This is a genomic window from Turicibacter sp. H121 (genome assembly GCF_001543345.1).
GTDB lineage: Bacteria > Bacillota_I > Bacilli_A > MOL361 > Turicibacteraceae > Turicibacter > Turicibacter bilis.
The window spans coordinates 223,884-247,375 of record NZ_CP013476.1; the positions used below are offsets into that span (position 1 = coordinate 223,884).

Annotated in this window: 20 protein-coding genes; 3 read left to right on the plus strand and 17 right to left on the minus strand. The window is 35.8% G+C overall.

All coding sequences use genetic code 11. The features are described 5' to 3' along the window. Positions 1-49: 49 nt before the first annotated feature. Both feoB and AT726_RS00995 read right to left on the minus strand, forming a co-directional pair. Positions 50-2,032: a ferrous iron transport protein B gene (gene feoB / locus AT726_RS00990; RefSeq protein ID WP_237297227.1), complete on the minus strand. Its 1,983-nt coding sequence runs from the start codon at positions 2,030-2,032 to the stop codon at positions 50-52. Between the two features lie 31 nt (positions 2,033-2,063). Beyond that, complete coding sequence (locus AT726_RS00995) at positions 2,064-2,291, minus strand: FeoA family protein (protein WP_055241491.1); 228 nt, start codon at positions 2,289-2,291, stop codon at positions 2,064-2,066. Positions 2,292-2,561: 270 nt separating this feature from the next. Here AT726_RS00995 and AT726_RS01000 point away from each other — a divergent pair, with 270 nt between their 5' ends. After that, on the plus strand, positions 2,562-3,683 hold the full coding sequence (locus AT726_RS01000; RefSeq protein WP_068758833.1) for a nucleoside recognition domain-containing protein: 1,122 nt from the start codon (positions 2,562-2,564) through the stop codon (positions 3,681-3,683). 225 nt (positions 3,684-3,908) lie between these two features. Here AT726_RS01000 and coaD read toward each other — a convergent pair whose 3' ends face one another. Further along, positions 3,909-4,406, minus strand: a complete 498-nt coding sequence (gene coaD, locus AT726_RS01005) for a pantetheine-phosphate adenylyltransferase (RefSeq protein ID WP_068758834.1) — start codon at positions 4,404-4,406, stop codon at positions 3,909-3,911. A 51-nt stretch (positions 4,407-4,457) separates the two neighbouring features. Next, entirely contained in the window at positions 4,458-5,018 is a 561-nt protein-coding gene (gene rsmD / locus AT726_RS01010; RefSeq protein WP_055241498.1) for a 16S rRNA (guanine(966)-N(2))-methyltransferase RsmD, read from the minus strand. 312 nt (positions 5,019-5,330) lie between these two features. On the opposite strand from rsmD, the gene AT726_RS01015 reads away from it, so the two are divergent. Continuing rightward, the gene (locus tag AT726_RS01015; protein WP_055274933.1) at positions 5,331-5,819 is read left to right on the plus strand and encodes an RDD family protein; all 489 of its coding nucleotides are present in this window, start codon (positions 5,331-5,333) and stop codon (positions 5,817-5,819) included. A gap of 50 nt (positions 5,820-5,869) precedes the next feature. Here AT726_RS01015 and AT726_RS01020 read toward each other — a convergent pair whose 3' ends face one another. The 13 genes from AT726_RS01020 to AT726_RS01075 form a co-directional block, all read right to left on the minus strand. Then, entirely contained in the window at positions 5,870-7,048 is a 1,179-nt protein-coding gene (locus AT726_RS01020; RefSeq protein WP_237297156.1) for a YibE/F family protein, read from the minus strand. Positions 7,049-7,135: 87 nt separating this feature from the next. After that, a complete protein-coding gene (locus AT726_RS01025) occupies positions 7,136-8,674 on the minus strand; it encodes an alkaline phosphatase (RefSeq protein ID WP_055241503.1) in 1,539 nt (512 codons plus the stop codon). A gap of 465 nt (positions 8,675-9,139) precedes the next feature. After that, a complete protein-coding gene (gene ffh / locus AT726_RS01030) occupies positions 9,140-10,564 on the minus strand; it encodes a signal recognition particle protein (protein ID WP_068758835.1) in 1,425 nt (474 codons plus the stop codon). A 264-nt stretch (positions 10,565-10,828) separates the two neighbouring features. Beyond that, complete coding sequence (locus tag AT726_RS01035; RefSeq protein ID WP_055241507.1) at positions 10,829-11,146, minus strand: putative DNA-binding protein; 318 nt, start codon at positions 11,144-11,146, stop codon at positions 10,829-10,831. Positions 11,147-11,210: 64 nt separating this feature from the next. Continuing rightward, entirely contained in the window at positions 11,211-12,218 is a 1,008-nt protein-coding gene (gene ftsY / locus AT726_RS01040) for a signal recognition particle-docking protein FtsY (RefSeq protein WP_055241510.1), read from the minus strand. Between the two features lie 81 nt (positions 12,219-12,299). Continuing rightward, entirely contained in the window at positions 12,300-15,875 is a 3,576-nt protein-coding gene (smc, locus tag AT726_RS01045; protein WP_068758836.1) for a chromosome segregation protein SMC, read from the minus strand. A 128-nt stretch (positions 15,876-16,003) separates the two neighbouring features. Further along, complete coding sequence (locus AT726_RS01050) at positions 16,004-16,990, minus strand: serine hydrolase domain-containing protein (protein ID WP_055241514.1); 987 nt, start codon at positions 16,988-16,990, stop codon at positions 16,004-16,006. 99 nt (positions 16,991-17,089) lie between these two features. After that, the gene (uvsE, locus tag AT726_RS01055) at positions 17,090-18,046 is read right to left on the minus strand and encodes a UV DNA damage repair endonuclease UvsE (RefSeq protein WP_068758837.1); all 957 of its coding nucleotides are present in this window, start codon (positions 18,044-18,046) and stop codon (positions 17,090-17,092) included. 55 nt (positions 18,047-18,101) lie between these two features. Then, positions 18,102-18,230, minus strand: coding sequence for a hypothetical protein (locus tag AT726_RS13405; protein ID WP_256637927.1), 129 nt, complete (start codon positions 18,228-18,230; stop codon positions 18,102-18,104). A 167-nt stretch (positions 18,231-18,397) separates the two neighbouring features. Further along, on the minus strand, positions 18,398-19,102 hold the full coding sequence (locus tag AT726_RS01060; RefSeq protein ID WP_068758838.1) for a restriction endonuclease: 705 nt from the start codon (positions 19,100-19,102) through the stop codon (positions 18,398-18,400). A gap of 87 nt (positions 19,103-19,189) precedes the next feature. Next, positions 19,190-19,552, minus strand: a complete 363-nt coding sequence (locus AT726_RS01065; RefSeq protein ID WP_055274923.1) for a YccF domain-containing protein — start codon at positions 19,550-19,552, stop codon at positions 19,190-19,192. Between the two features lie 43 nt (positions 19,553-19,595). After that, positions 19,596-20,969, minus strand: coding sequence for an aldehyde dehydrogenase (locus tag AT726_RS01070; RefSeq protein WP_068758839.1), 1,374 nt, complete (start codon positions 20,967-20,969; stop codon positions 19,596-19,598). Positions 20,970-21,018: 49 nt separating this feature from the next. Continuing rightward, on the minus strand, positions 21,019-21,924 hold the full coding sequence (locus tag AT726_RS01075) for a magnesium transporter CorA family protein (protein ID WP_055241527.1): 906 nt from the start codon (positions 21,922-21,924) through the stop codon (positions 21,019-21,021). Positions 21,925-22,348: 424 nt separating this feature from the next. On the opposite strand from AT726_RS01075, the gene AT726_RS01080 reads away from it, so the two are divergent. Further along, positions 22,349-23,002 (plus strand): hydrolase, encoded by a 654-nt coding sequence (locus tag AT726_RS01080; protein ID WP_335338310.1) that lies wholly within the window; start codon positions 22,349-22,351, stop codon positions 23,000-23,002. The last annotated feature ends 490 nt before the right edge of the window (positions 23,003-23,492 follow it).

Here is a 23,492-nt window from a genome sequence, read left to right on the forward strand (position 1 = left end):
TTTTTTATAGCCTAAATTTCTATTCAAAAGAAGTTATAAAAAGTCCCTATTATACAATGATCAATCCTAACTGATAAACAATTAAACTAACGAGGTAAGCAACAATTAATCCAAACGCAACCATTAACGCTGTTGTCTTAGCTGATTTCGTTTCTTGATACATGACCCCCACCGTTGATAGACAAGGAATATAAAGTAAAGAGAACACTAAAAAACTAAAGGCTTGAAGTGGTGTAAATAACGTTAAAATCCCCGCTTCCGCCCCACAAATAATTAGCATAGATGAGGCCACTAATTCTTTCGCTAAAAATCCTACTACTAAACTACTAGCTGCTTGCCATGTTCCAAAGCCAAGAGGAAGAAATAACGGAGCTAAGACACTACCTAACATTGCTAAATAACTTTCATCACTCGCTACATGTAATCCTGCTGGCCCCATCTCTTGTAATAACCATAAAATAACCGATCCTAAGACAATAAATTTCCCAGCCGTATGAATAAAATCACTTCCACGATTAAGCGTCTGGCTAATTAAATTTTTGACTTGTGGAACACGATATGGTGGAACCTCTAAAATAAAATTATCTTCTGTCTTTTTAAAGATTGAAACTGATAACAGTTTTGCACTTAATAAAGCAATCACAATACCAAGTAAATATAATCCCATAATAATAAGAGATTGATACTTCGCAAAGAACATTCCAACAAATAAGACATAAACCGGTAAACGAGCAGAGCACGACATAAATGGAATCACCATCATCGTTTTGATACGTTCATTCCGATCAGGAATCGTACGCGTCGCCATAATCGCAGGAACATTACACCCAAATCCAGTCACAAGCGGGACGATCGCCTTCCCATTTAGTCCAAACCCTGAGAAGATATAATCCATCACAATCGCAACTCGCGCCATATATCCAGTTGCTTCCATTAGCGATAAACAGAAGAATAAAATTAAAATTTGTGGTAAGAAGACAATCGCACCTCCTACCCCTGCAACTAATCCATCAATGAGTGCTCCATAAATGAAACCATCTGGGTTGGCGCCTAATGACACTAAGAAGTTTGATAGATTCGGTACAATCCATTCATCTAATACGGCACTAAATCCATCGGAGATTGGATTTCCTACTAAATCAAACGTTACCACATAAATTAAAAACATAAGGACGAGAAAAATCAACGTTCCGATAATCGGATGTGTTAAATAACGATCGACCTTCGTTAACTTAGGCTTCGTTTCAACTTTAAAACCAGGAATCGTCTGCATACACTCACGATAAAGTTGATGAATAAATTCGCGTCGCTTATTAAAAATAGCACCTTTTAACGATAAAGCCACTTTTTCATTTATAATTTTTCGTTCAGTTTCCTCCACAATCGCACGAATGGATACTTCATTTGCAAGAGATAGTGATTGATAAATTCCCTCATTTCCCTCTAATGCCTGAATCGCAATCCAACGGGCATCTAAATGTTGAGGAGTCTCACGAAGAAGCGATAAAATCTGAGAAATAGCTGTTTCAATTGTGACACCATAATATAGACGAAATGGTTTTTTTAGTGTTAATGTGGGTAATTGATGAATCACTTCATCAATTCCTTCATTTTTACGAGCAGAAATAAGGACTCCATCAACTCCGAGCATTTTTTCTAATTTCTCAAGGTTTAAATTTAATCCCTTTCTATGAAGAGCATCCATCATGTTCATGGCCACTAAGATAGGAACATTTGCTTCTAGCAACTGAATCGTTAAATGAAGATTACGCTTTAAATGCGTTGCATCGACAATATTTAAAAGCCCATCATATGACTCATTTAAAAGGGCATAAGTCACCACTCCCTCATCTTCACTACTTGGCGTCACACTATAAGTTCCTGGTAAGTCGATTAGCTCATCATTCGTTTTTTTAATACTCCCTACCAGTTTATCAACTGTGACTCCACTCCAGTTCCCAACATGAGCATTCGCTCCTGTTAAGCTATTAAATAACGTTGTTTTACCCACGTTAGGATTTCCAATTAACATTAAACGCAAGCAACTCACCTCCTAATTTTCCTTATATTTTTTCAACAGTTATCCTTTTAGCATCTTGTTTTCGGATACAAAAATCAACATCATCAATTGAAATATAAAATAATTGTCCAAAGTTTAAAATATTTAACATCGTAACTTCTGAGCCAATGGAAATTCCCACGTCATAAAGTCGACGGCTGAAACTATCTGACAAATCTTTAAAATCTAAAATTAACGCACTCTCACCTTTTTTTAATGTCGATAAAGTCATCATCATGTCTCCTTTTGATTGATAATAATTCTCATTGATTATATTATATCATATGCAAAACTTGACGTCTATTTCAATCGAATTGTCCTCTTTTAACACTTATTAAAACTCCTATGAAACTAACTTCATCTTGATGATTTCATGCTGCTTCCTCACCTTAAAAAGTATTCACTACCTGCTTTAGACTCCATATACCTTGTAGTTATGTGTCAATTTAAAAAAGACATACTTTCCCTTCCTTTACAATACATTCATTATAGGTGATTATCTATGAAAAAAATCATGAATTCTGTTGTTCTTCTTGCATTTCTTATTATCTTATTACTGCAACCAGCGCCTATTATTGCGGCGACCAAAACTGGTTTTGTCACTTGGGCAGAAAAAGTTGTGCCTTCACTCTTTCCATTCTTTGTACTGACGCGTCTCATGATTTATTATCAAGTGCCGCAATTAATCGGTAAGCTGCTCACGCCATTATTTAAATACCTACTTCACTTATCACCCATTACATTTTTTGTTATGTTTTTGAGCATGATTAGTGGAAATCCATCAGGATCAAAGATGGCACGAGATTACTATGATCAACATTTAATTAGTGCTAAAGAAATGGAAGGACTCATGTATTTTTGCAACTTTGCCAGCCCCCTCTTCATCCTCGGAACGGTAGGCGTCGTGCTGTATCAATCCACCACGATTGGTTACTTATTATTAATAGCGCATCTTTTAGGATCAATTGCTGTCTTTATTTGTTGTTATCCTTTACTTCGCTCCAAAGAAACAATTCGCCAAGTCACCGTTCAATTTCCAAATCAATCATTTTCTGCTATTTTGATTGACTGTATTGAAAGTAGTCTTCAAACATTAATCCGTGTTGGAGGAATTATCGTCTTTTTCTACATCATTTCTGAGACGTTTAATATCATTGAGATTACACAACTCTTCAATGTCATTATGCATCCTTTTATTGAAGATATAGGTCTAGCGTCAATAGAACCACTTGTAGCAGGAATTCTTGAATTTACCCAAGGAGTCACTAAAGTTTCGCAAACAACCGCTCCTCTTCAAACTAAACTCGTCTTAACTGCTTTTATTATTAGTTTTACTGGTCTATCTGTCCACACACAAAGTTTTATGTTTGCCAAAAACTTGAATATTCCTTATCTTAAATATTTCATCATGCGACTCCTTCATGGATGTACGAGTGCACTCATCGTGTTACTGACATGGAAAACAGTCTTAAGAGAGGATATAGATGTCTTCCTTCCTCTCGACTCAACTCCATCTACAGTGGACTCTTCTCTCATTCCACTGACCGTGGTCTTATTTGCTTCTTATTTCGTTTTAAAACTATACCACCAAATAAAAATAAGAGTCAAACATAAACTAGCTTAAAAGCTTATCCAAAATAATGGATAAGCTTTTTTAATCCATAATTTCAGCAAACCTCCTTTAATTTCGTTCTTTAATTCAGTCTCTTCCTTTAAAATTAGTCCATTATTAGCTGAAGTATTAGTCACTATTCCCAAGCAATCTTGTATTAGATACCACACTAGTTATAAAAATGAAAGGATAAAGAAAAAGAGATAAGTAACAGCAAACCTTACTTATCTCTTCACATTATTTCATTTGTAATATTTTATATTTTTCTTCTAACGCGTCTTTGACAAAGTCAGGTACAAAACTTGAAACATCGCCTCCAAATCGAGCGACTTCTTTTGTCGTTGATGACGATAAAAACATATTTTCTGCTTTTGTCATCAAAAAGACCGTTTCAATCTCAGGTGCTAATCGCTTATTCGTCGTTGCAATTTGAAATTCGTATTCAAAATCTGTAACCGCACGAAGACCACGTAAAATCGTTTTAGCTCCCACTTCTTTAGCAAAATCTACGACTAATTTATCTGAACAAACCATCACTTCTACATTAGGTAAATGTACTGTCGCACACTTTAACATCTCTACACGTTCTTCAACTGTAAATAATGTTTTCTTATTAATATTTTGCGCCACAGTGATATAAAGACGATCAAATAGTTCATAACCGCGCTCAATGACATCTAAATGTCCATTCGTCACCGGATCAAACGTTCCAGAGTAAAGTCCTACTTTATCCATTCCTATATCCTCCACGTTAACACTACTCATGAGTAATCATGAATCAGTGAATTAGTTTTCATCTACTCGATTATAAATGGTAATAGCGGTGATTCCATAAATTTCACGTTTAACTTGATGAATATCTCCAATTGATTCATGAAGTTCATCTTCTTTTAAACACTCGGCCATAATAATTCCATCTATAGCTAATAACTCATTTTCATGAATAAACTCGATAATCTCATTAATACGTTGCCCCTTATAAGGAGGATCTAATAAAATTAAATCGAATTGTAAACCACGTTTGACAATGGCTTTCAATGCTTTAAATGCATCATTTCGATAAATTTCAACTTGATCTTCAATTTTTAAATCTTTAACATTTTGTTTAATCGTATTAATAGCAATCGTTTCTCGATCGACAAAAATAACACGATCAATTCCACGACTTAATGATTCAATTCCTAAATTTCCACTTCCACCGAATAAATCCAATGCTACTCCACCATCAAAATAAGGGCCAATAATATTAAAGATACTTTCTTTAACCTTATCTGTCGTTGGTCGCGTATTTGTTCCTTTAACTGCCTTGATGCTACGTCCTTTTAATGTTCCAGCAACAACTCGCATTTTATCACTTCCTAATATTTTTCTAATTTAATTGTATAGAAAATATAGTTAATGTCAATATTATAATTGTAGCCGAGAGGTTACTATAAAAATAATCCCCCCTATTCTTCTATCATACTTCTCCTCTCCCTTTCACATATGGTCAAAGTATGAATAATAAGCCGCCACCCCTAGGCGGCTTATTTTTTATTTCCCTGTATTTTAAGCACAACTGTCTCTAGTTTACTACCTCTTAACCTCCCTATTTTAAACGTTTACACAAAGACGTTTCAATGTTATAATATCCATAAATTGGATTAAAGAGGTGAATGTGTGAAAGAGTCAATTTATATCGCAAATTTCATTAAACGCAGCAACGCCTATCTCCTTGATTTTGGAATGACTATATTATTTATTTTTATGTGTGCTTTTACCTTAATGGGCTGGTTACAAAAAGTTATCCTTATCCTTGGGTTATATCTTTTAATCTTTCTAATTCCGTGTCTAAATCAAGGTCAAAGTATAGGCAAGCTTATTTTCAAACTGAAACCACTACATTTAAAGTCACATACTCCTTTAGCTTGGTGGGAAATTCAGCTTAGAGAACTAACCAAATATTCGTTATTCATACTTACATTTGGACTGAGCCATATCATCAGTTATTTCATGTGCAGTGAACGTAGCGACCATCGAACACTACATGATCTCATCTTTAAAACTGAGGTCATCGATCTAAAGCCTCAAATTAAAAATTATGAAGCCAATCAATTTGCCGAAGATGATTATTATCAAAATTACCAAACTCAACGAACAATTAGATAAAGAACCTATCAAAAAGCGCGCTATCATTAAACAGGGCGCTTTTTATTATATTAATTTTCTGGAATAAGTGGTGATGTTTCAATCGCTGCTTCACGATGATGTCTTGGGCAATAAACAATCCCACAAATGATAGCTGTTAGTGGTGAAACAAGAACTAAGCCAATACAACCAACAAACGTATGAAGAATTTCAGATGAAACTTTTTGAGAATTTAAAATAGACATTAATGGTGTTCCTTGTGCCATATAAACCATTAAAATCGTAATATAACTTCCCATATAAGCAAGTAATAACGTTGTTGTCTGACTTCCAACGACGGACTTCCCAATTGAAAGCCCTGATTTAATTAAATTTGCTCGTGAAACACTTGGATTATTTTTAATAACCTCGTCTAAAGCAGCTGAAATATCAATCGATAAATCTAAAATGGCACCTGAACAAGCTAAATAAATTCCCGCTTGAAAAATGGCCGTTAAATCTAAATGTTGATATCCTGCATAAAGTAAAGACTCTGACCAATCCATCACGGCTCCATGCATCTTAAATAGATCCCCAAATACAACAGCTAATAGACACGTCATTAAAGAACAAATCATCGAACTTATCATTGCCGTATATGCCTTTTTATTGCAACCTGCGACTAATAGCAAGGTTATAACTGTCAATAAATTTCCAACCATTAAGGCAACTAATAATGGAGGGATTCCTTTTAGCAGACATGGAATTAAAATCTTCACAATACTAAATAAAGCAAAGGAAAACGACAACAATGTCCGAACTCCAGTAAAGCCCGAAAAGGCAATGATTAGTATAACAAATAATCCAATTAAGAAAATTTGTTGATCGATTCGATAATAATCCACCATATTAGCGAAGATAACCTCATTCGATGAGTCCAACTCTAACAATACCCAAGCCTCATCGCCCGGTTTAAACATTTTATCAAACTCTAACTTTCCAGTCAGCAAGTTCATCCCTTCAACTTGTTGTCCTTTGTGTTCACCTTCTAAAATTTCAATTGTGCAACGTTGGTCCCCTTGTTGAATCATCCCCGTGGAATAAACACCCTTATTATTTACTTCAACGACTTTTGCTTTCACACCTTCTGAATTAACATAAATTTGTTTTTGAAACCCCGTTGGAATCCACCATAAAAGAGCAAGTAAAACGATAAAAACTCCAATCATAACACATTCTTTTCGATTGATTTTATTCTTTAACCACGTCAAAACAAACGACTCCTTCAAAATGATAGAGGACTGGTTTTCACCAGTCTTGTTAATTATTTAACTTAACTAGTTTTATCTCAATATGGATTATTCTTTTAAACCTGTTACTTCAACTAATTTATGATAAACATCTGTATTGTCATAAAATCCACTAAATTTTTCAGATCCTACTCCCATGGCATACACAGCTACTGGTGTTCCGGTATGTGCATATGAAGTCCATCCAATTCCCGCCTTATTATTTAAAATATGTGTTAAGCTCACAGATAATGGATCATATCCACCGTATAATAAGTCATTTTCCTCACTTGATGTACGATCTTCTACTGCTTTCATTGATTCTTCAAATCCAGCTTGTAATTTTGCTAATTCATAGTCACTTAAAACGAAGGCTTGATTTTCTTTAACTGCTGCAGCTTCATCATCAGCTGTTAATAAGCCAAAGTTTTCTTTAATCATTGGTAACATCTCTTCAAATGTTAAGTTTGGATTTTCTTCTTTTTTCGCTTTAACTAATTCATCAAATGCTACATAAGACATTTTTTGTGCGTCTAATAAATTGAATGCTGTATCATAACCAGTTGCCGCAAATCCGATACTCATACCACCTGTTTCATGATCTCCCGTAACGACAATTAATGTTTCCTCTGGGTGCTCATTAGCAAAGGCAATCGCCACATCGATTGCTGATTCAAACCCTAAAACTTCTTGAATGGCTGTCATCGCGTCATTAGCATGGCATGACCAGTCAACTTTCCCTGATTCAACCATCATAAAGAACCCTTCATCATTATCTAATACATCAATTCCTTTTTGAACGAAGTCAGCTAGTGTTAAATCTCCCTTTTTTGTATCGATATAATATGGCAGTGACCCACCATCTTGTAAAACTGGACTTACCGCATAAACTTTCCCTGAATTCTCATCTAGAGCTAAAATATCCTCTTTTGTATTGGCAATCGTATATCCATTTTCTTTAATAATTTCGAAAGCATCTTTTTGATTGTTATCTTTTCCTGTTGGTTGAGATAAGGATCCTCCTCCGAAGTAGTCAAAGTTAGATTCTGCTAATTGATTAGCAATTTCATAATACATTCCACGTGATTCAACATGAGCGTAATAGGCAGCTGGTGTCGCATGATTTAAAGTGACGGATGATACAATCCCAACTTTTTTACCAGATTCTTTCATTTGCTCAGCAATAGTTTTCGTCGCTTCTGTCTTATCAACATTTAGACCAATAACTCCACTATGCGTCTTAACCCCTGATGACAAGGATGTTGCCGTTGAGGCTGAATCTGGAACAAAAGAACTAGAATTTTGGGTTGTAACTAAGCCTGTAACAGGAAATTGTGTAAAGCTTAAATTTGATGTCCTAACGTCTCCATATACATTACTCCCTTCGTAAACTTGTGCTGAGTTCACTTGAACTTGAGACATTCCATCCCCAATAAACATAAACACATATTTAGGAACTTTGGTTGCCATTTCACCTTCTTTAGCTTCTGCTGTCACTTTCGGTTCTTGTGATGTTTCACCTCTATCTATTTCATTTGTCGAACATCCTGTTATAAAGGCTAATACACCTGCTACTGATAAGATAACACTTAACCATTTTTTGAACATTATAAGTCCCTCCACCTGTTTATTATTAATCTGTATCGTTCATCAACAACCTCATTTTAACCATTATTAGATACTTTATCCATAAATTGTATGTTAATTTTGTGAAGAAACAGTTAATATATAGCATATCATTTGATGTTTCCAAATGGTTTAGTTCACTCTTTTTTTCTTAATCCTTATTTCTAATAGTTCCATACAAGCAAATAGTTCATGGAATTCTCAACATACTTAGAAAAATATAAAGATCCTTTTTATCTTCTATGCATTAACTTTATTACAGTAATCTTTTCCTCCTTATTTTGTTGTAAAAGACTCTTTTTTATGACAAATGCAACCAAATTTTTATTAATATCATTTCATCTTTCAGAATAATTTCAAATGTCTCACCTTTTTGCGGAAAAAATTTTTGTTAACTATTCATTTTTTATCACAAAAAAAAGATCGCCTATTTAGCGATCTTCTTTATTAGAAGCGGAATCCTCCACGTCCTTTACCTTTTCCTTTTTTACCTTGTCCCATCATGCCACCAAGGCCAGCCATTGGATTTCCTCCACCACGTTGCATAGCGGCTGCCATACGTTCCATTTGACGTGGATCCATGTTTGAGAATTTCTTCATCATTTTACGCATGTCTGTAAATTGCTTAATTAAACGATTAACTTCAGCAATATCACATCCACACCCTTTAGCAATACGGTTTTTACGACTTGCATTAATTAAATCTGGGTTTTTACGTTCTTGTTCTGTCATTGAGTAAATGATCGCTTCCACACGAGCCATTTGTTTTGGATCAATATTAATATCTTTCAATTGATTCCCTACTCCAGGAATCAGTTTTAAGATATCTTCAAATGCACCCAGTTTTTTCATTTGCTTCATTTGCTTTAAGAAGTCATTGAAGTCATATGTTGCATTCATCATTTTATCTGCTAACTTCATACTTTCTTCTTCATCAAAATTCTCTTGAGCGCGCTCAATTAATGTCATAACATCTCCCATACCTAAAATACGAGATGCCATACGTTCAGGGTGGAATACTTCTAATGTATCAAGTTTTTCTCCCATCCCCATGAATTTGATTGGAACATTTGTAATTTTACGGATTGATAAAGCCGCACCACCACGAGTGTCCCCATCTAATTTTGTTAAAATAACCCCTGTTAAATCTAATTGCTCATGGAATGACTGTGCTACATTTACCGCATCTTGTCCTGTCATGGCATCAACAACTAATAAGATTTCTTGTGGTTTAACTAACGCTTTAATATCTTTTAACTCATCCATTAATTGCTCATCGATATGCAAACGTCCGGCTGTATCGATAATCACTAAGTCGTGACCATTTTCACGCGCATATGCCATTGCTTCGTTGGCAATATCGACCGGATTCATTGATGTTCCTTTTTCAAAAACTGGAATATTTAATTGTTTCCCAATTGTTTTTAACTGATCAACCGCTGCTGGACGATACACGTCACAAGCGACTAATAACGGATTCTTTTTCTCTTTCTTACGTAAGTAAGTTGATAATTTCCCTGTATGAGTTGTTTTTCCGGCCCCTTGTAATCCGACCATCATAAACACAGCTGGCTTCGTATGTCCAAAGTTTAATTCAGCTGCATTTTCACCCATTAATTTCGTTAACTCTTCATTAACGATTTTAATAACTTGTTGCCCTGGTGTTAAACTTTTTAAAACAGTCTCCCCAATGGCTTTCTCTTTTACTTCTTTAATAAATTCACGTACGACTTTAATATTTACGTCGGCTTCAAGTAGCGCTAAGCGCACTTCACGCATCATCACGTCAACATCTTTTTCCGTTAACTTTCCTTTACGTGTAACACTTTTTAGTGCTGACTGCAAGCGTTCTGATAATGTTTCAAATACCATTTTATAAACCTCCTATATCTACAAGTCGCGATAAGTTTTTGCTAATTGAAAAACTTTTAATCCCTAGCGGTGGTGGAATAGATTTCTTTCAGAAATCGCTAGGTTACCCCGCGACGATAGGATGTCTTAGTCCCAAAGGGTTTGTGAAACTATGACTCATCCTAAAAATATGAAATACATTTTTGTTTCTATATAAAAACATCATTCACCCAGTCTAACAATAGAATAAGTTAATTTCGCACTGTAAATTTAACTTATTCTTTTTTAGTCAAGTGATTGTAACTCATTCATCCATTTCACTAACTGTTCATCCGATGTATGCAACATCATCTGATCAATAATCTTTTCGCGTGCTTCACGCTTATTTAATAACTGTAACTTATCTTCATAATCTTCAAGCAACTTACCTGTGCGCTTAATATTATCAAATACTGCATTTCGGCTTACCTCAAACTGCTCTGCAATCTCACTGAGTGATAAGTCATCTTGATAATAAAGTTCGAAATACACCTTTTGCTTAGACGTTAATAACTCTTGATAAGTATCATATAGCTCATTCATTCGATTGACTTTCTCTAGCATCGTTTTGCCCCCAGTCCAATCTATCATGCCTACCGACTTATTTTAAAATCAAACGTAACATCGATTAGTTCTCGTCACCTTCAAATAAGTCTGCAAACAGACCATAAATATATTGTTCAATATCAAAATGAACTAAATCTTCTGCTTTTTCACCTAAACCAACATACTTAATTGGAATTCCAATTTCGTTACGGATTGCTAAAACAATTCCACCTTTAGCTGTTCCATCTAATTTAGTTAAAACAATTCCAGAAACATCTGTTGCCTCTAAGAATGCTTTTGCTTGACTCATTCCATTTTGACCTGTTGTTGCATCAATAACTAATAACGTATCGTGAGGCGCACCTGGTACTTCACGTTCAATGACACGTTTAATTTTTTCAAGCTCTTTCATTAAGTTAACTTTATTTTGTAAACGTCCCGCTGTATCGCATAATAAAACATCCACATTACGAGCCTTCGCTTCTTTAATAGCATCGAACATAACCGCTGATGGGTCTGAACCTTCTTTTAAAGAAACAACATCTACACCAATGCGGTCTCCCCAAACTTCTAACTGTTCAATGGCACCCGCACGGAACGTATCTCCCGCTGCCAATAATACTGATTTTCCTTTAGCTTTTAATTGATGAGCAATTTTAGCAATTGATGTCGTTTTTCCAACACCGTTAACCCCAACAAATAAAATAACTGTTAAACCTTCTTTATTCATACGTAAGTTTGAGTTAACAATCTCACCCTTGACGTAAATTTCAAATAACTTATCAACCATGATACGTTGTAACTCTTTTGGATCTGTTACATTATGCTCACGAACAGTTTCTTTTAATTGATCAATGAATTCAACAACCGTTGAAACCCCGATATCTGCCATAATGAAGATATCTTCTAATTCTTCAAATAATTCTTCATTCACATCTGTATAACTTGAAAACACTGATTGTAATTGTTTTAACAAGTTCCCACGTGTTTTCTTCATACCTTCTTTATAATGTTGCTGAGCACGTAATTCTGTCTCAGACACTTCTTTCTTTCCAAGAACGATCGATTTCAAACGATCAAATAAACCCATAGATGCCACCTCAATCATCATATTGTATTATAGTTAACTACTACTTATTGTTACTCTATCACATTTTTAGCCATCTGACTATTATTTTTCGTCATCCATATAGTCTGAGACATTATCCATGCGGACTGAAACTAATTTCGTCACTCCACGCTCTTGCATCGTCACCCCATATAAAACATCGGCTTTTTCCATCGTTCCTTTACGGTGAGTAATGACAATGAATTGCGTCTCATTACTAAACGCCTTTAAATAGTTGGCATAGCGTGCGACGTTCGCTTCATCGAGTGCGGCTTCAACCTCATCGAGCACACAAAACGGAACCGTACGAACTTTTAAGATAGCAAATAATAACGCGATTGATGTTAATGCCTTTTGACCACCTGATAATAAATTCGAAGTCTTTAACTTCGTTCCTGGTGGTTGAGCAATAATTTCTACCCCTGTATGAAGTAAATCATGAGGATCCGTCAACACTAAATCCGCACTTCCACCACCGAATAATTTTTTAAAGATCTCCATATATTGTTCACGAACCAGATCAAACGTTTCTTTAAACTTCACCGTCATCTCTTGATCCATTTCATTAATGGTCTCTTCTAACGTGGCTTTCGCTTCGATTAAATCATCACGCTGTGTCGTCAAGAAATCATAACGTTCTTTAACACGTTGATATTCCTGAATCGCTCCAACGTTAATTTCACCCAGTGCAGCGATTTGACCTTTAATACTACGGATACGTGATTTAATTTCTTCAATTGAGCCCTTCAATGGATAATTTTCATTTGCATGATCAAACGTCATCTGATACTCTTCCTCTAACTTTTTAATCATGATATCCATCTCAACATCGACTTTCCCAATTGAAACATCTAATTGATTTAATGATTCAGCCATCTTTTGTTGCACTTTATGACTTTCTCGAACTTCACGTTCAAGTGTCTCTAATTCTTGGCTGACTTTTGTTAACGTGACACGTTGATCTTGAATCTGTTCAATGATGCCTTCACGTTTTTCTTTCTTCTCAGCTAAGTTTGCTTCTAATTGAACCACTTCATCATCATTTCCAAGTAATGCTTGTTCACTTTCAGCAATTTTATCTAATAATTCTTTTAATCGCGTTCTAACTTGTTCAGTTTCACCTTTTAAACGCTCAAACGTCGCACACTCATTATGTAATGCCGTTTCAAGTTTTGCCACATCGACTTTTAATTCAGTCATCTGTTGTAATAATTGAGATTTTAATTCTTCTTGTTGCTCGAGTTGTTCTTCTAACGTCTCAATTGTTGCTTTTGCCTCTTCAATACGCTGTTCTAGAACTAAACGATCTTCTGCTAACTGATTATTCTTCTCAACTAATTGTTTTAATTCGGCTTCATGCTCACGGCGTTCAATACGAAGTAGTTGCTCACGTTCATTTTGTGATTTTTCACGATATTCAAACGCTAACTTCTGTTGATTCACTTCAGACATCTTCTCTTTTAAGCGTTCACCAGCAAGTTGTACCTTTTGCAATTCTTTTTCAGATTGCTTCACGGTCTGTGCCCATTCTTCTTGAAGGACTTTTGACTGTTCTAACTCATCCGTTAATTGCTGAATTTGACGTTGGCAATCTTCAATTTCATTTTTTTGACGAAGTAAAGATGAACCTTGACGCTTCACGGCCCCTCCGGTCATCGCCCCTCCAGCATTAATCACGTCACCTTCTAACGTTACGATACGATAACGATAATTCAGCTGTTTCGCTAAATTTTTCGCCACATTTAAATCCTTGGTTACAATAATATTTCCTAAAATATTTTCAACAATTTGTCGATAACGCTGATCATACCCAACTAATTGTGAAGCTACACCTACCACATCTTGATTTCCTTGAATACGATTTTGAACATCCAGTGGTAAAAGACGTGATTTAATAACGTTTAATGGTAAGAACGTGGCACGTCCTGCGTGATGTTTCTTTAAAAAATCAATGGCTTTTTTAGCAGAATCATCATTGGTCGTGACGATCTGTTGCATGACTGGCCCTAAGACGACATCCATCGCTAATTCTAACTCTTTTGGAACCGTAACTAACTCAGCAACAGCCCCTTCAATCCCAGAGACTTGTCCCTGTTCACGAGCTTTTAAAATCTTTTTAACCCCTTCATTAAATCCAGAGAAATCTTTTTGAGCATCTTCAAGCCATTGCAAACGGTTATTCATCTTATCTAACTGATGGGTTAAATGACGATGACGATTTGTTTCCATCTCTGCCTGCTTTAAGCGTTGTTGATGTTCTTTATATAATTGTTGATATAAATCTCGTTTTTCTTTTAACGATGTCTCAAACTTTCCATACTGCGCTTTAAATGTCTCTTGCTCTTGAACTAATGCGTCACGATCAAGTAACGCTTTTTCCTCATCCTCATTGATGCGCTCAAGCGTGGTCTCTGTTCGCTTAATCTGCTGATTAATCGCAATATATTGATTTTTAACGCTCGCTAACCGATTCACATCCTCAAAATAAGCGTCACGCGTCGTATCTAATTGAATCTTTAAGTTTTCTTCTAAATGTTGATACTCTTCAGAGACCTTCTGTAACTGTGATTGCTTCGTTTCTAACAATGTCTTCGTCTTTGTCATGGCCTCTTCAGCTGTTTTTAACTCGACTTGTGAAGTTTCTAAACGTGATTCAAGTTGTGCTTGTTGTTCTGCTAATTCTTCTTTATTAGATGACGCATTTTTATGACGTTCTTTTAAAACATCGCGTTGACCTTGAAGCTTTTGAATCCATTCTGATGTTTCAACTAAATCAGCTTGTAATTGCTCTAACTGGCGCTCTTGTGCTTGCTGATTTTGCTTTAACGTATCACGACGACGTTCATCATTAGCAATTTTGGCATTAATACTGACATGCTCAAATTCAACATCTTTACGTTCCTTTTTTGAACGCTCCATTTGATCATTTAAAGTTTTAATGTCATAAGCTAACACACTAATTTCAGAATCACTACATTCTTGCTTTAAGACCATGTACTTCTCAGCTTGTTCTGATTGCTTACGAAGCGGTTCAACCTGGTCCTCAAGCTCAAAAATAATATCTTGTACACGACTTAAGTTATCACTTGTTGATTCAAGCTTTCGAGTCGCTTCTTTTTTACGCATTTTATATTTTAATACACCAGCCGCTTCTTCAATAATTACACGGCGGTCTTCAACGCGCGCCTCAACGATTGCCTTAACCTTATCCTGAGAGATGATGGATAAAGAGTCATGACCAATCCCTGTATCCATAATTAAATCGACAACATCTTTTAAACGCACTTTTTGTTTATTAATTAAATATTCACTATCTCCCGTACGATAAACACGGCGCGTAATACTGACTTCTTCATAATCAATTGGTAAACTTCCACAACTGTTATCTAAAACAAGCGTCACTTCAGCAAAGTTTAATGGTTTACGAGTTGATGTTCCGGCGAAGATAATATCTTCCATCTTCCCCCCACGTAAACTCTTAGCTGACTGCTCACCTAGTACCCAACGAATCGCATCGGAAATATTACTTTTTCCCGATCCATTCGGTCCAACGACGGCAGTGACACCTTGTTCAAATTCAACGACAGTTTTATCTGCAAAGGATTTAAAACCAATTGTCTCAATTCTTTTTAAATACATACGTTTCATCCTTTATCTACATTCTTAACTTTATTATTATACCGAATGTTTGTCGTAAAATAAAGGGACAACGCATGAGTTCAAACATTAGTTCTATCCTAAATTCCAACGTCTGGTTAAAATAAGACTTAGTTGTTTAAAGCCTTATAAAAATTCCCGTGTAAGGTCCAAACATCTTGAGCAAAATTACTCATCATTGTCATAGTTCGACACTTCTGTCGATCATAAGAACTAATAAAACTAATTCCTGGATCACTCCCTTGTATAAACGGAAGATAGTGACCATCATCTAACGATTTAAGCCATACGCCGTAACCATACCAATCTTCCTTCACTTGAGGAGATAACATTTCATTCACCATCGGTTGAGAAATTAATCTTCCTTTCATCAAACAGGTCCAAAACCGATCCATATCTTTTGCTGTTGTATAGGCTCCTCCTGCTCCGCTTCCTTTCACATCAAGGCTATAAATATTGCTATAATAAGTTTGTGTCTCTTCATCTAGACAATAACCCGTTGCACAGTGAAGTGGTAATCGATCAAGCTCATAATAGCCAGTATCCTCCATTTCACAAGGAGTAAAAATGATTTTTTCTAAATAACGATCAAACGGTAATTTAGTGACAGCTTCAATGATTAACCCTAAGACTACATACCCGGCGTTATTGTACTGAAACTTTTGCCCCTTCGGAAATGCCATGCGTTTATGAAGAAATAAGGGAAGTAAATCTTGAGACGTTCGAATTCGGTAATTCGGATAATTCTCCCATAACTTCGCATAGTCCGTACAAAGCGACTCATCAAAATAATCAGGTAATCCTGACGTATGTGTCAATAATTGACGAACCGTAATATTTTTATCAATATGATGCCAATCAAAGGGTAAGAGTTGGCCAAGTGTGCTATCAAAAGAAATAAACTTCCCCTCAATAAGTTGTAAAATGGCCACTGCAATAAATACTTTGCTTCCTGATGCCATAGGAAATTTTGTTTCTAATCGATTGAGGCGTTGATTGGCAAGATCAGCCTCTCCATACGCTTGTTTAAAAACCCATTTTCCATGCTCCTCAATTGAAATAACCCCTTTAAAATCTTGTTTAACTAAGTTTCTCATCTATTTATTCGCTCCTTTAGTTCTATTCAATCTCTTTATTAAACTGTATTAAAAAACAGACTACTTCATGAATAAGCAATCTGTTTTTTATGTGGTTTATTAAATTTCAATGGTCGTATGATCAAGCCACTGCCACTTTGGCCGTGCTTGTTTAATCTCATGAACTAATCGGTGGAGAGCTAAATCTTTTTGCTTGGCTTCAATCATAACATCAATATCTTGATTTAACGGTTTAATTAAATCTAAAAAGCGTAGCATATCGTCTACTTCAATAAAATCAGCATGACGACGATCAGTCTCAAACTCCTTCGGACTTGACACATGAATTTTAGGTGGCCAATAATCGGCTTCCCACGTCTTAAAAATAGATTCTACCATTGACTCTAATGATTCTCCTTCATTATAGCAACGATGATGATGAATATCTAATACCATTGGTACATGCAGTCGTTGACAAAGACCTAAAACATCTGAAGCCGAATAGGTCTTATCGTCATTTTCTAAAATAAGTGCCCGTTGAAGACGTGAGGGTAGCCGCTCAAAGGTATGTATAAATCGTTCTAGTGCCGCCTCTTTTCCACCCGCTTTTCCTCCCACATGAAGGACTAGCTTTCCATGCTCCATGTCAAATAAATCAAATAAATCTAATTGATGCTCAAGTGTACGAATCGAAGACTCGATAACCGATTCATTGACACTATTTAAGACATTAAACTGATCGGGGTGCGCATCGACTCGCATATTAGACTGTTTGATTAACTTAGCTACTTCTTGACATTCGGTCTGAATCACTTTTGAATAATTCCATACCACATCTTGATGGGTGGCAAGTGGAATAAGTTTTGACGTGAGGCGATAAAAATGAATGTCATTTTCAATGTTATACTTTAAAATTTTTATTAAATCAATTAGATTCGATTGAGTCACTCGTTTAAGTAAACTTAAGCGTTCTCTTTCAGACTCAATAGATGAATACTTCTTATATGTCACAGGAGATGAACTTGTAACTTTATCTAAACGCATCGCAATCGCAACATAACCAAATCGAACTCTCATAAAAAACACCCTCGGATTCTTTAATTTACTGTTAGTTTATCCAAGGGTATTAAAACTATTTATTTTCCTGGTTAAGTTCCTCTTCCATTTGTTGATCAGCACGCGAAGCAACCACTAAACAGCTATAGATGGTTAACCCAATAAAGGTCACCGCACTTCCAACTACAAAACCACTCCAAAACATCTAATCACCATCCTTTACTTTGTTCGACTACAAGATTTATTGGCTGCATTACCATTAACATCATTTAATTCCTTTCACAAAAAATGACGACAGAATTCAAATTTTTTTTGATGTCCAAAAGCACTGCTTCTTATATAGTGTATGAAACAGTTCATCAAAGGAGCAAATCAAGACACTGAAACTTGTGGTGAAGGCGAAATGGTTGTCTTTTCCTCCTTTAGTCCATTAAGTGCCTCATAAAATTCATGACCATTCATCAACTTGATACCATTTCGACTTGCAAACAATAACGCCTCTTCTTCAAAATCACTCGTACTTAAAGCGATAGCTATATCTGCCTGAATGTCATAATCTTTCATACTTCCATAAAACTCACGAATTTCTTTTAAAGTCACTAGCTCGCCAAGAGCAAAATCTAATCCTTCAGGATCCGTGTATAAGTTTTCAATCATCGGAACGCGTTTAAAATATTTTACTATAATTTTTTGTCCCTGATTCCACATCATAAAATCGTAACCACATGTTATTGGATTCGAGCTGACTTCAAGCTCTTCATATCCTTGAAGCTCAAAAAAACGCTGTAATAACTCATGGAAGAGTTCATCATTCAATTTATCTAACTGTTCAAACAGTAACAACTGACTTAGCTGAATCCGTCGTCGATCATTCTCTTTTGCATACTGCTCCACCGCTAATTTCCGTTGGTTTTGTTTATATTTGATGATGAGTAAACTCACAATGGTTAACAGTAAAATAACGAGATACCAATCCCACATCTGCCAAGAGGCAACCCAATCGGTAAACCCATAAAAAAAGTTAAAAATGACAAATGCAATAATCAAATAAGCTATATAAACGACTCTTTTTTCCATTATATCACCTACTTTAGTATGAGAAAAGAACTGTATTTTTAAACAAAAATTACCAAATAAATAAAAAAACGCCCCAATATGAGACGTTTACAACACTTCTTTTCCAAATGGCATTAAGGATAACATGGCTAATTTTAGCGCTTGTCGCGCAAACGGAATCCCAACAATCGTCACCGTTAGAAGAATCGCACTAACTAAATTAACTAGGGCTAATTCTAAACCACCAAATAAAAGCCAAACAATATTTAAAACAAAAGTTCCACCCGATGTATTCACCGTTACAACTTCCTTTCCAAACGGTGCAAATTGTAACCTAGCTAGTTTAAAACATTGAAGTCCAACTGGAATCCCAATAATAGTGAGACACCATAGCACTCCAAAAAAGCACCAGATGAGAGCATTAATCAATCCGCCACAAATCATCCAAATTAAATTTCCAAGACACGACATATTTTCTCCTCCTTTATTAAATAATATGCCAAATCATGACTACTTACTTCATTATTTTTTTAATCCATCGTAAACGATTGTGATAAGGTGGAAATACGAGTGGAACAGAAACCTTCGTTGAACGTTTAACAATCGCTTTTTCATACGTAAACGTCTCAAAACTTGCTTTTCCATGATAACGCCCCATACCAGATGGACCCACTCCACCAAAAGGTAAATAATTCGATGCTACCTGTGTCACGACATCATTAATACATCCGCCTCCAAAGGCATAACGTTGAATCAAATGATTCGCAAAGGTCTGATTTTCAGAAAAAACATAAAAAGCAAGTGGCTTAGGATGCAAAGCTAGACACTGATCAATCTCATCAAGCGTTCGATAACTCATCGTCGGTAATAAAGGTCCAAATAACTCTTCTTCCATTAAAGAATCATCTAGCGAAACATCTTTAAAAATGGTTGGAGACACATATCTCTCATCAAGTCTTACCTCACCTCCAATAATGACCTTTTCGCGGTTCTCTTCAATGAGCTGAGCTAAGCGCTTCGTATGCTGGAGCGTTACGATGTGACCATAGTCCTCACTTAAATATGGATTCTCACCATAAAATCTCATCAACACTTGAATCAGTTCCTCTAAAAAAGCTTCATAAATTTGATGATGAACAAGGACATAATCTGGCGCCACACACGTCTGACCGTTATTCATAAATTTTCCCCAAGCTAAACGCTCAGCTGCCCGCTTCAAATTCGCTGTCTCATCAATGATCACCGGAGACTTTCCTCCCAGTTCGAGTGTGATTGGAGTCAAATGTTGACTCGCTTTTTGCATGACAATTTTACCAACTCGTACACTCCCGGTAAAGAAAATATAATCAAATGGTAAATCAAGCAGCTCCTGATTAATCTCAACTCCACCAGTTACAATAGAAACATACTCATTACTAAAGGCTGTTTCTATTAATGAAACTAATACTTTTTCAACGGTTGGGGTAAGCTCTGAAGGTTTTAAAATGGCGCCATTTCCACCTGCAATGGCTCCTACTAATGGTTCTAATAAAAGTTGAACGGGATAATTAAATGGTCCAATAATTAAAACGACGCCGTAGGCGGATGGATAAACCGAAGATGTTCCGATTAATTGGGCTATATCGCTCTTCACACGACGAGGACGTGCCCATTTCTTTAAATGCTTTATCGTATAATCAATGGACGAATAAATGAAACCAATCTCTGAGGTGTAAGCTTCAAAAGAAGACTTTCCTAAATCTTTTTTCAGTGCCTCTTCTAACTCTGTTTCGTACTGTTTAATTGCTTGCTTTAATTGCATTAATGCCTTGAGTCGTTGTTGAATGGAGATGGGTCCGTGGTGATGTAAATAAGATTTTTGTCGTTGTAATTGTTCATTTAAGTTCATGTGATCACCTCAAGAAAGAAAAAACCCTCTGCAAGGCAGATGGGCTCCTCTATTTATTTTTATAACGTCGGTTTTCTTTACGATTAATGTAAAGACCGGCTAAGATCGTAATAATAACTGAAATAATAGAAACAATTAAAAACCCGTATTTATTCTCTTGGAATGGGACGGGAACATTCATTCCCCAGAAACTTGAAACGACGGTTGGAACCGCAATAATCACTGAGACGACCGTTAAAAATTTCATGACCATATTCAAGTTATTTGAAATAATTGTTTCAAAGACATTTAAGTTGCTACTTAAGATGTTTCCATAAATTTTTGACATGTCAATCGCCTGTTTATTTTCAATGATAACATCTTCTAACATTTCAGCTTCCGGTGTATCATTTTTTTCAAGCTTGACTAAACGTTCTAATACGATTTGGTTTGAACGAAGGGATGAAGACATGTAAACTAAACTTTTTTGTAAGTCCAACATTTCGATTAAATCTTCATTTTGTGGTGAGTGACGTAAGGCACGCTCAACTTGGCTACTCTTACGTTCAATAACACGTAAATAACCTAAGTATTGAATCGAGATCGTATATAAAATTTGATAAATATGTGCATTGATACTTGTTGTTGTGACTTTTAAGCGTTTGCTAAATACATTTAACTCTTGTGTACATAATGTTAAAAGCATGCGATCTGTTTTAACAATCCCAAGTGGGACAGTTGAGTAATACGTATCAGACTCAAATGAGACAGGAACGTCGACGATAATCATCGTAAAGTTATCTTCAATTTGAACACGTGAACGCTCTTCTTCATCAAGTGCTGTAATAACTGTTTCATACTCTAAGTCATGTGCTTTACATAATGTTTCTACTTCTTGATGGGTGGGATTAATTAAGTTAACCCACTCAAACCCGCCACTTGTTAGTGAATTAATGAAATTCACTTCACTTCTCATCGAATCACCTCTTATAGTCTCACACGATGTCATCGACACTTGGTGACATCCATGTGATTAATTTAATTGTCCGTATGGGAATGGAATCTTCCACTTGATGTCACCTCCAACTGTCTCATAAACATAGTAAAAGAACAAAAACTAGTATTAAACTTAGTCTTTGCACCCTTTAAAGAAATATAACAGGATTCTTTTCCTTTTCAAGTATACTACTAATCATTAGAATTGACCACCTTCAGACGTAAGTTTTTTCACCTGTCGACAAATATAATGGAAACGAGTGCGAAATTTTTATAAAAAGCGTAAATTTCGAGAAATTCCTATGAGAATTATAAAAAAAAAATCGGATATCATTAACTTTTTCAGACAATTTCGATATAATGAATATATTGTAATTAGGGACATTACGAAAGGATGTGACAGTTTGAATAAAGTAAATATTCCCGAAAAACTTGTACCTGAGGTAACGAGTAACTTGCGTAAAAATTTCGTTCGTGTCCCAGATGTGATTCGAAATGCAAGTGGAATCCGTATCTTTGGTAAACGATTAAAATCATTTATCTTTACAACAGACGTAGCAATTATTAAAAATACAAATGCAGATGCCGTCATTGCCGTCTATCCATTCACTCCACAACCAACGATTACTCAAGCGATCATGTCCGTTTCAGACATTCCTGTTATTTGTGGTGTTGGTGGAGGACTAACACATGGAACGCGTTCAGCAAACATTGCCTTACATGCCGAATTCCAAGGTGCTATTGCCGTCGTTTTAAATGCACCCACACCTCGTGAAACCATTGAATACGTTAAAGAAACGATTGATATTCCTGTCGTCGTGACGGTTGTTTCTGAACATACAGATGTTCAATCTCGTATTGATGCTGGAGCTGATATCTTAAATGTCAGTGGTGGTTCTAAAACAGCTAGCATTGTGCGTAAAATTCGCCAACAATACCCAACCATTCCGATTATCGCAACTGGCGGACCAACAGATGAATCAATTCTTGAAACCATTGCAGCGGGAGCAAATGCTATTACCTATACCCCCCAACAAATGGAGAATTATTTCGTGTAAAGATGGATCATTACCGTGAAATTGAAAATAGCGTTCAACAAGATGAACCCATTGATAAAATTCACGAAGAAGAGTTAGCTTTAACCGAATAAATAAAACTCCCTTAAACAGGGCGTTCAACTAAACCACCATATTAGATGGTGGTTTTTCATTTTCCTGTCTAGCTCATAAAAAACAATCATTTTATTAGTAACGTTTCACGCCTCTCACTATCTTTAAATATAAGAAAAGACAAAATTCTTTTAATCAAGATTATATACCAACTGTGGCTCTAGTCTATATAAGTCCAAATCAGTTTTTCAGATGATAAAAACTTTTAAGCCATACTAGAGGTAGATACATTCTCTCCAAAAATGCCAGGCAACCCATTCCCTAGCAATGGTGGATTGTTTCACAAGTGAAACTGCCAGGGAACCCCTGAACGATAGGCTGCCTTGATTGGTAAAACAGATCAGTATTTTTTATTTGCTACTTGAGAGGTAGACTACTT

Excerpts from the sequence above, each read along its gene's own strand:
- feoB (WP_237297227.1), bottom strand. The coding sequence starts at position 2,032 with ATGTTAATTGGAAATCCTAACGTGGGTAAAACAACGTTATTTAATAGC.
- AT726_RS00995 (WP_055241491.1), bottom strand. The coding sequence starts at position 2,291 with ATGACTTTATCGACATTAAAAAAAGGTGAGAGTGCGTTAATTTTAGAT.
- AT726_RS01000 (WP_068758833.1), top strand. The coding sequence starts at position 2,562 with ATGAAAAAAATCATGAATTCTGTTGTTCTTCTTGCATTTCTTATTATC.
- coaD (WP_068758834.1), bottom strand. The coding sequence starts at position 4,406 with ATGGATAAAGTAGGACTTTACTCTGGAACGTTTGATCCGGTGACGAAT.
- rsmD (WP_055241498.1), bottom strand. The coding sequence starts at position 5,018 with ATGCGAGTTGTTGCTGGAACATTAAAAGGACGTAGCATCAAGGCAGTT.
- AT726_RS01025 (WP_055241503.1), bottom strand. The coding sequence starts at position 8,674 with ATGTTCAAAAAATGGTTAAGTGTTATCTTATCAGTAGCAGGTGTATTA.
- ffh (WP_068758835.1), bottom strand. The coding sequence starts at position 10,564 with ATGGTATTTGAAACATTATCAGAACGCTTGCAGTCAGCACTAAAAAGT.
- AT726_RS01035 (WP_055241507.1), bottom strand. The coding sequence starts at position 11,146 with ATGCTAGAGAAAGTCAATCGAATGAATGAGCTATATGATACTTATCAA.
- ftsY (WP_055241510.1), bottom strand. The coding sequence starts at position 12,218 with ATGGGTTTATTTGATCGTTTGAAATCGATCGTTCTTGGAAAGAAAGAA.
- smc (WP_068758836.1), bottom strand. The coding sequence starts at position 15,875 with ATGTATTTAAAAAGAATTGAGACAATTGGTTTTAAATCCTTTGCAGAT.
- AT726_RS01050 (WP_055241514.1), bottom strand. The coding sequence starts at position 16,990 with ATGAGAAACTTAGTTAAACAAGATTTTAAAGGGGTTATTTCAATTGAG.
- uvsE (WP_068758837.1), bottom strand. The coding sequence starts at position 18,046 with ATGAGAGTTCGATTTGGTTATGTTGCGATTGCGATGCGTTTAGATAAA.
- AT726_RS13405 (WP_256637927.1), bottom strand. The coding sequence starts at position 18,230 with ATGTTTTGGAGTGGTTTTGTAGTTGGAAGTGCGGTGACCTTTATTGGG.
- AT726_RS01060 (WP_068758838.1), bottom strand. The coding sequence starts at position 19,102 with ATGGAAAAAAGAGTCGTTTATATAGCTTATTTGATTATTGCATTTGTC.
- AT726_RS01065 (WP_055274923.1), bottom strand. The coding sequence starts at position 19,552 with ATGTCGTGTCTTGGAAATTTAATTTGGATGATTTGTGGCGGATTGATT.
- AT726_RS01070 (WP_068758839.1), bottom strand. The coding sequence starts at position 20,969 with ATGAACTTAAATGAACAATTACAACGACAAAAATCTTATTTACATCAC.
- AT726_RS01075 (WP_055241527.1), bottom strand. The coding sequence starts at position 21,924 with ATGAGAAGTGAAGTGAATTTCATTAATTCACTAACAAGTGGCGGGTTT.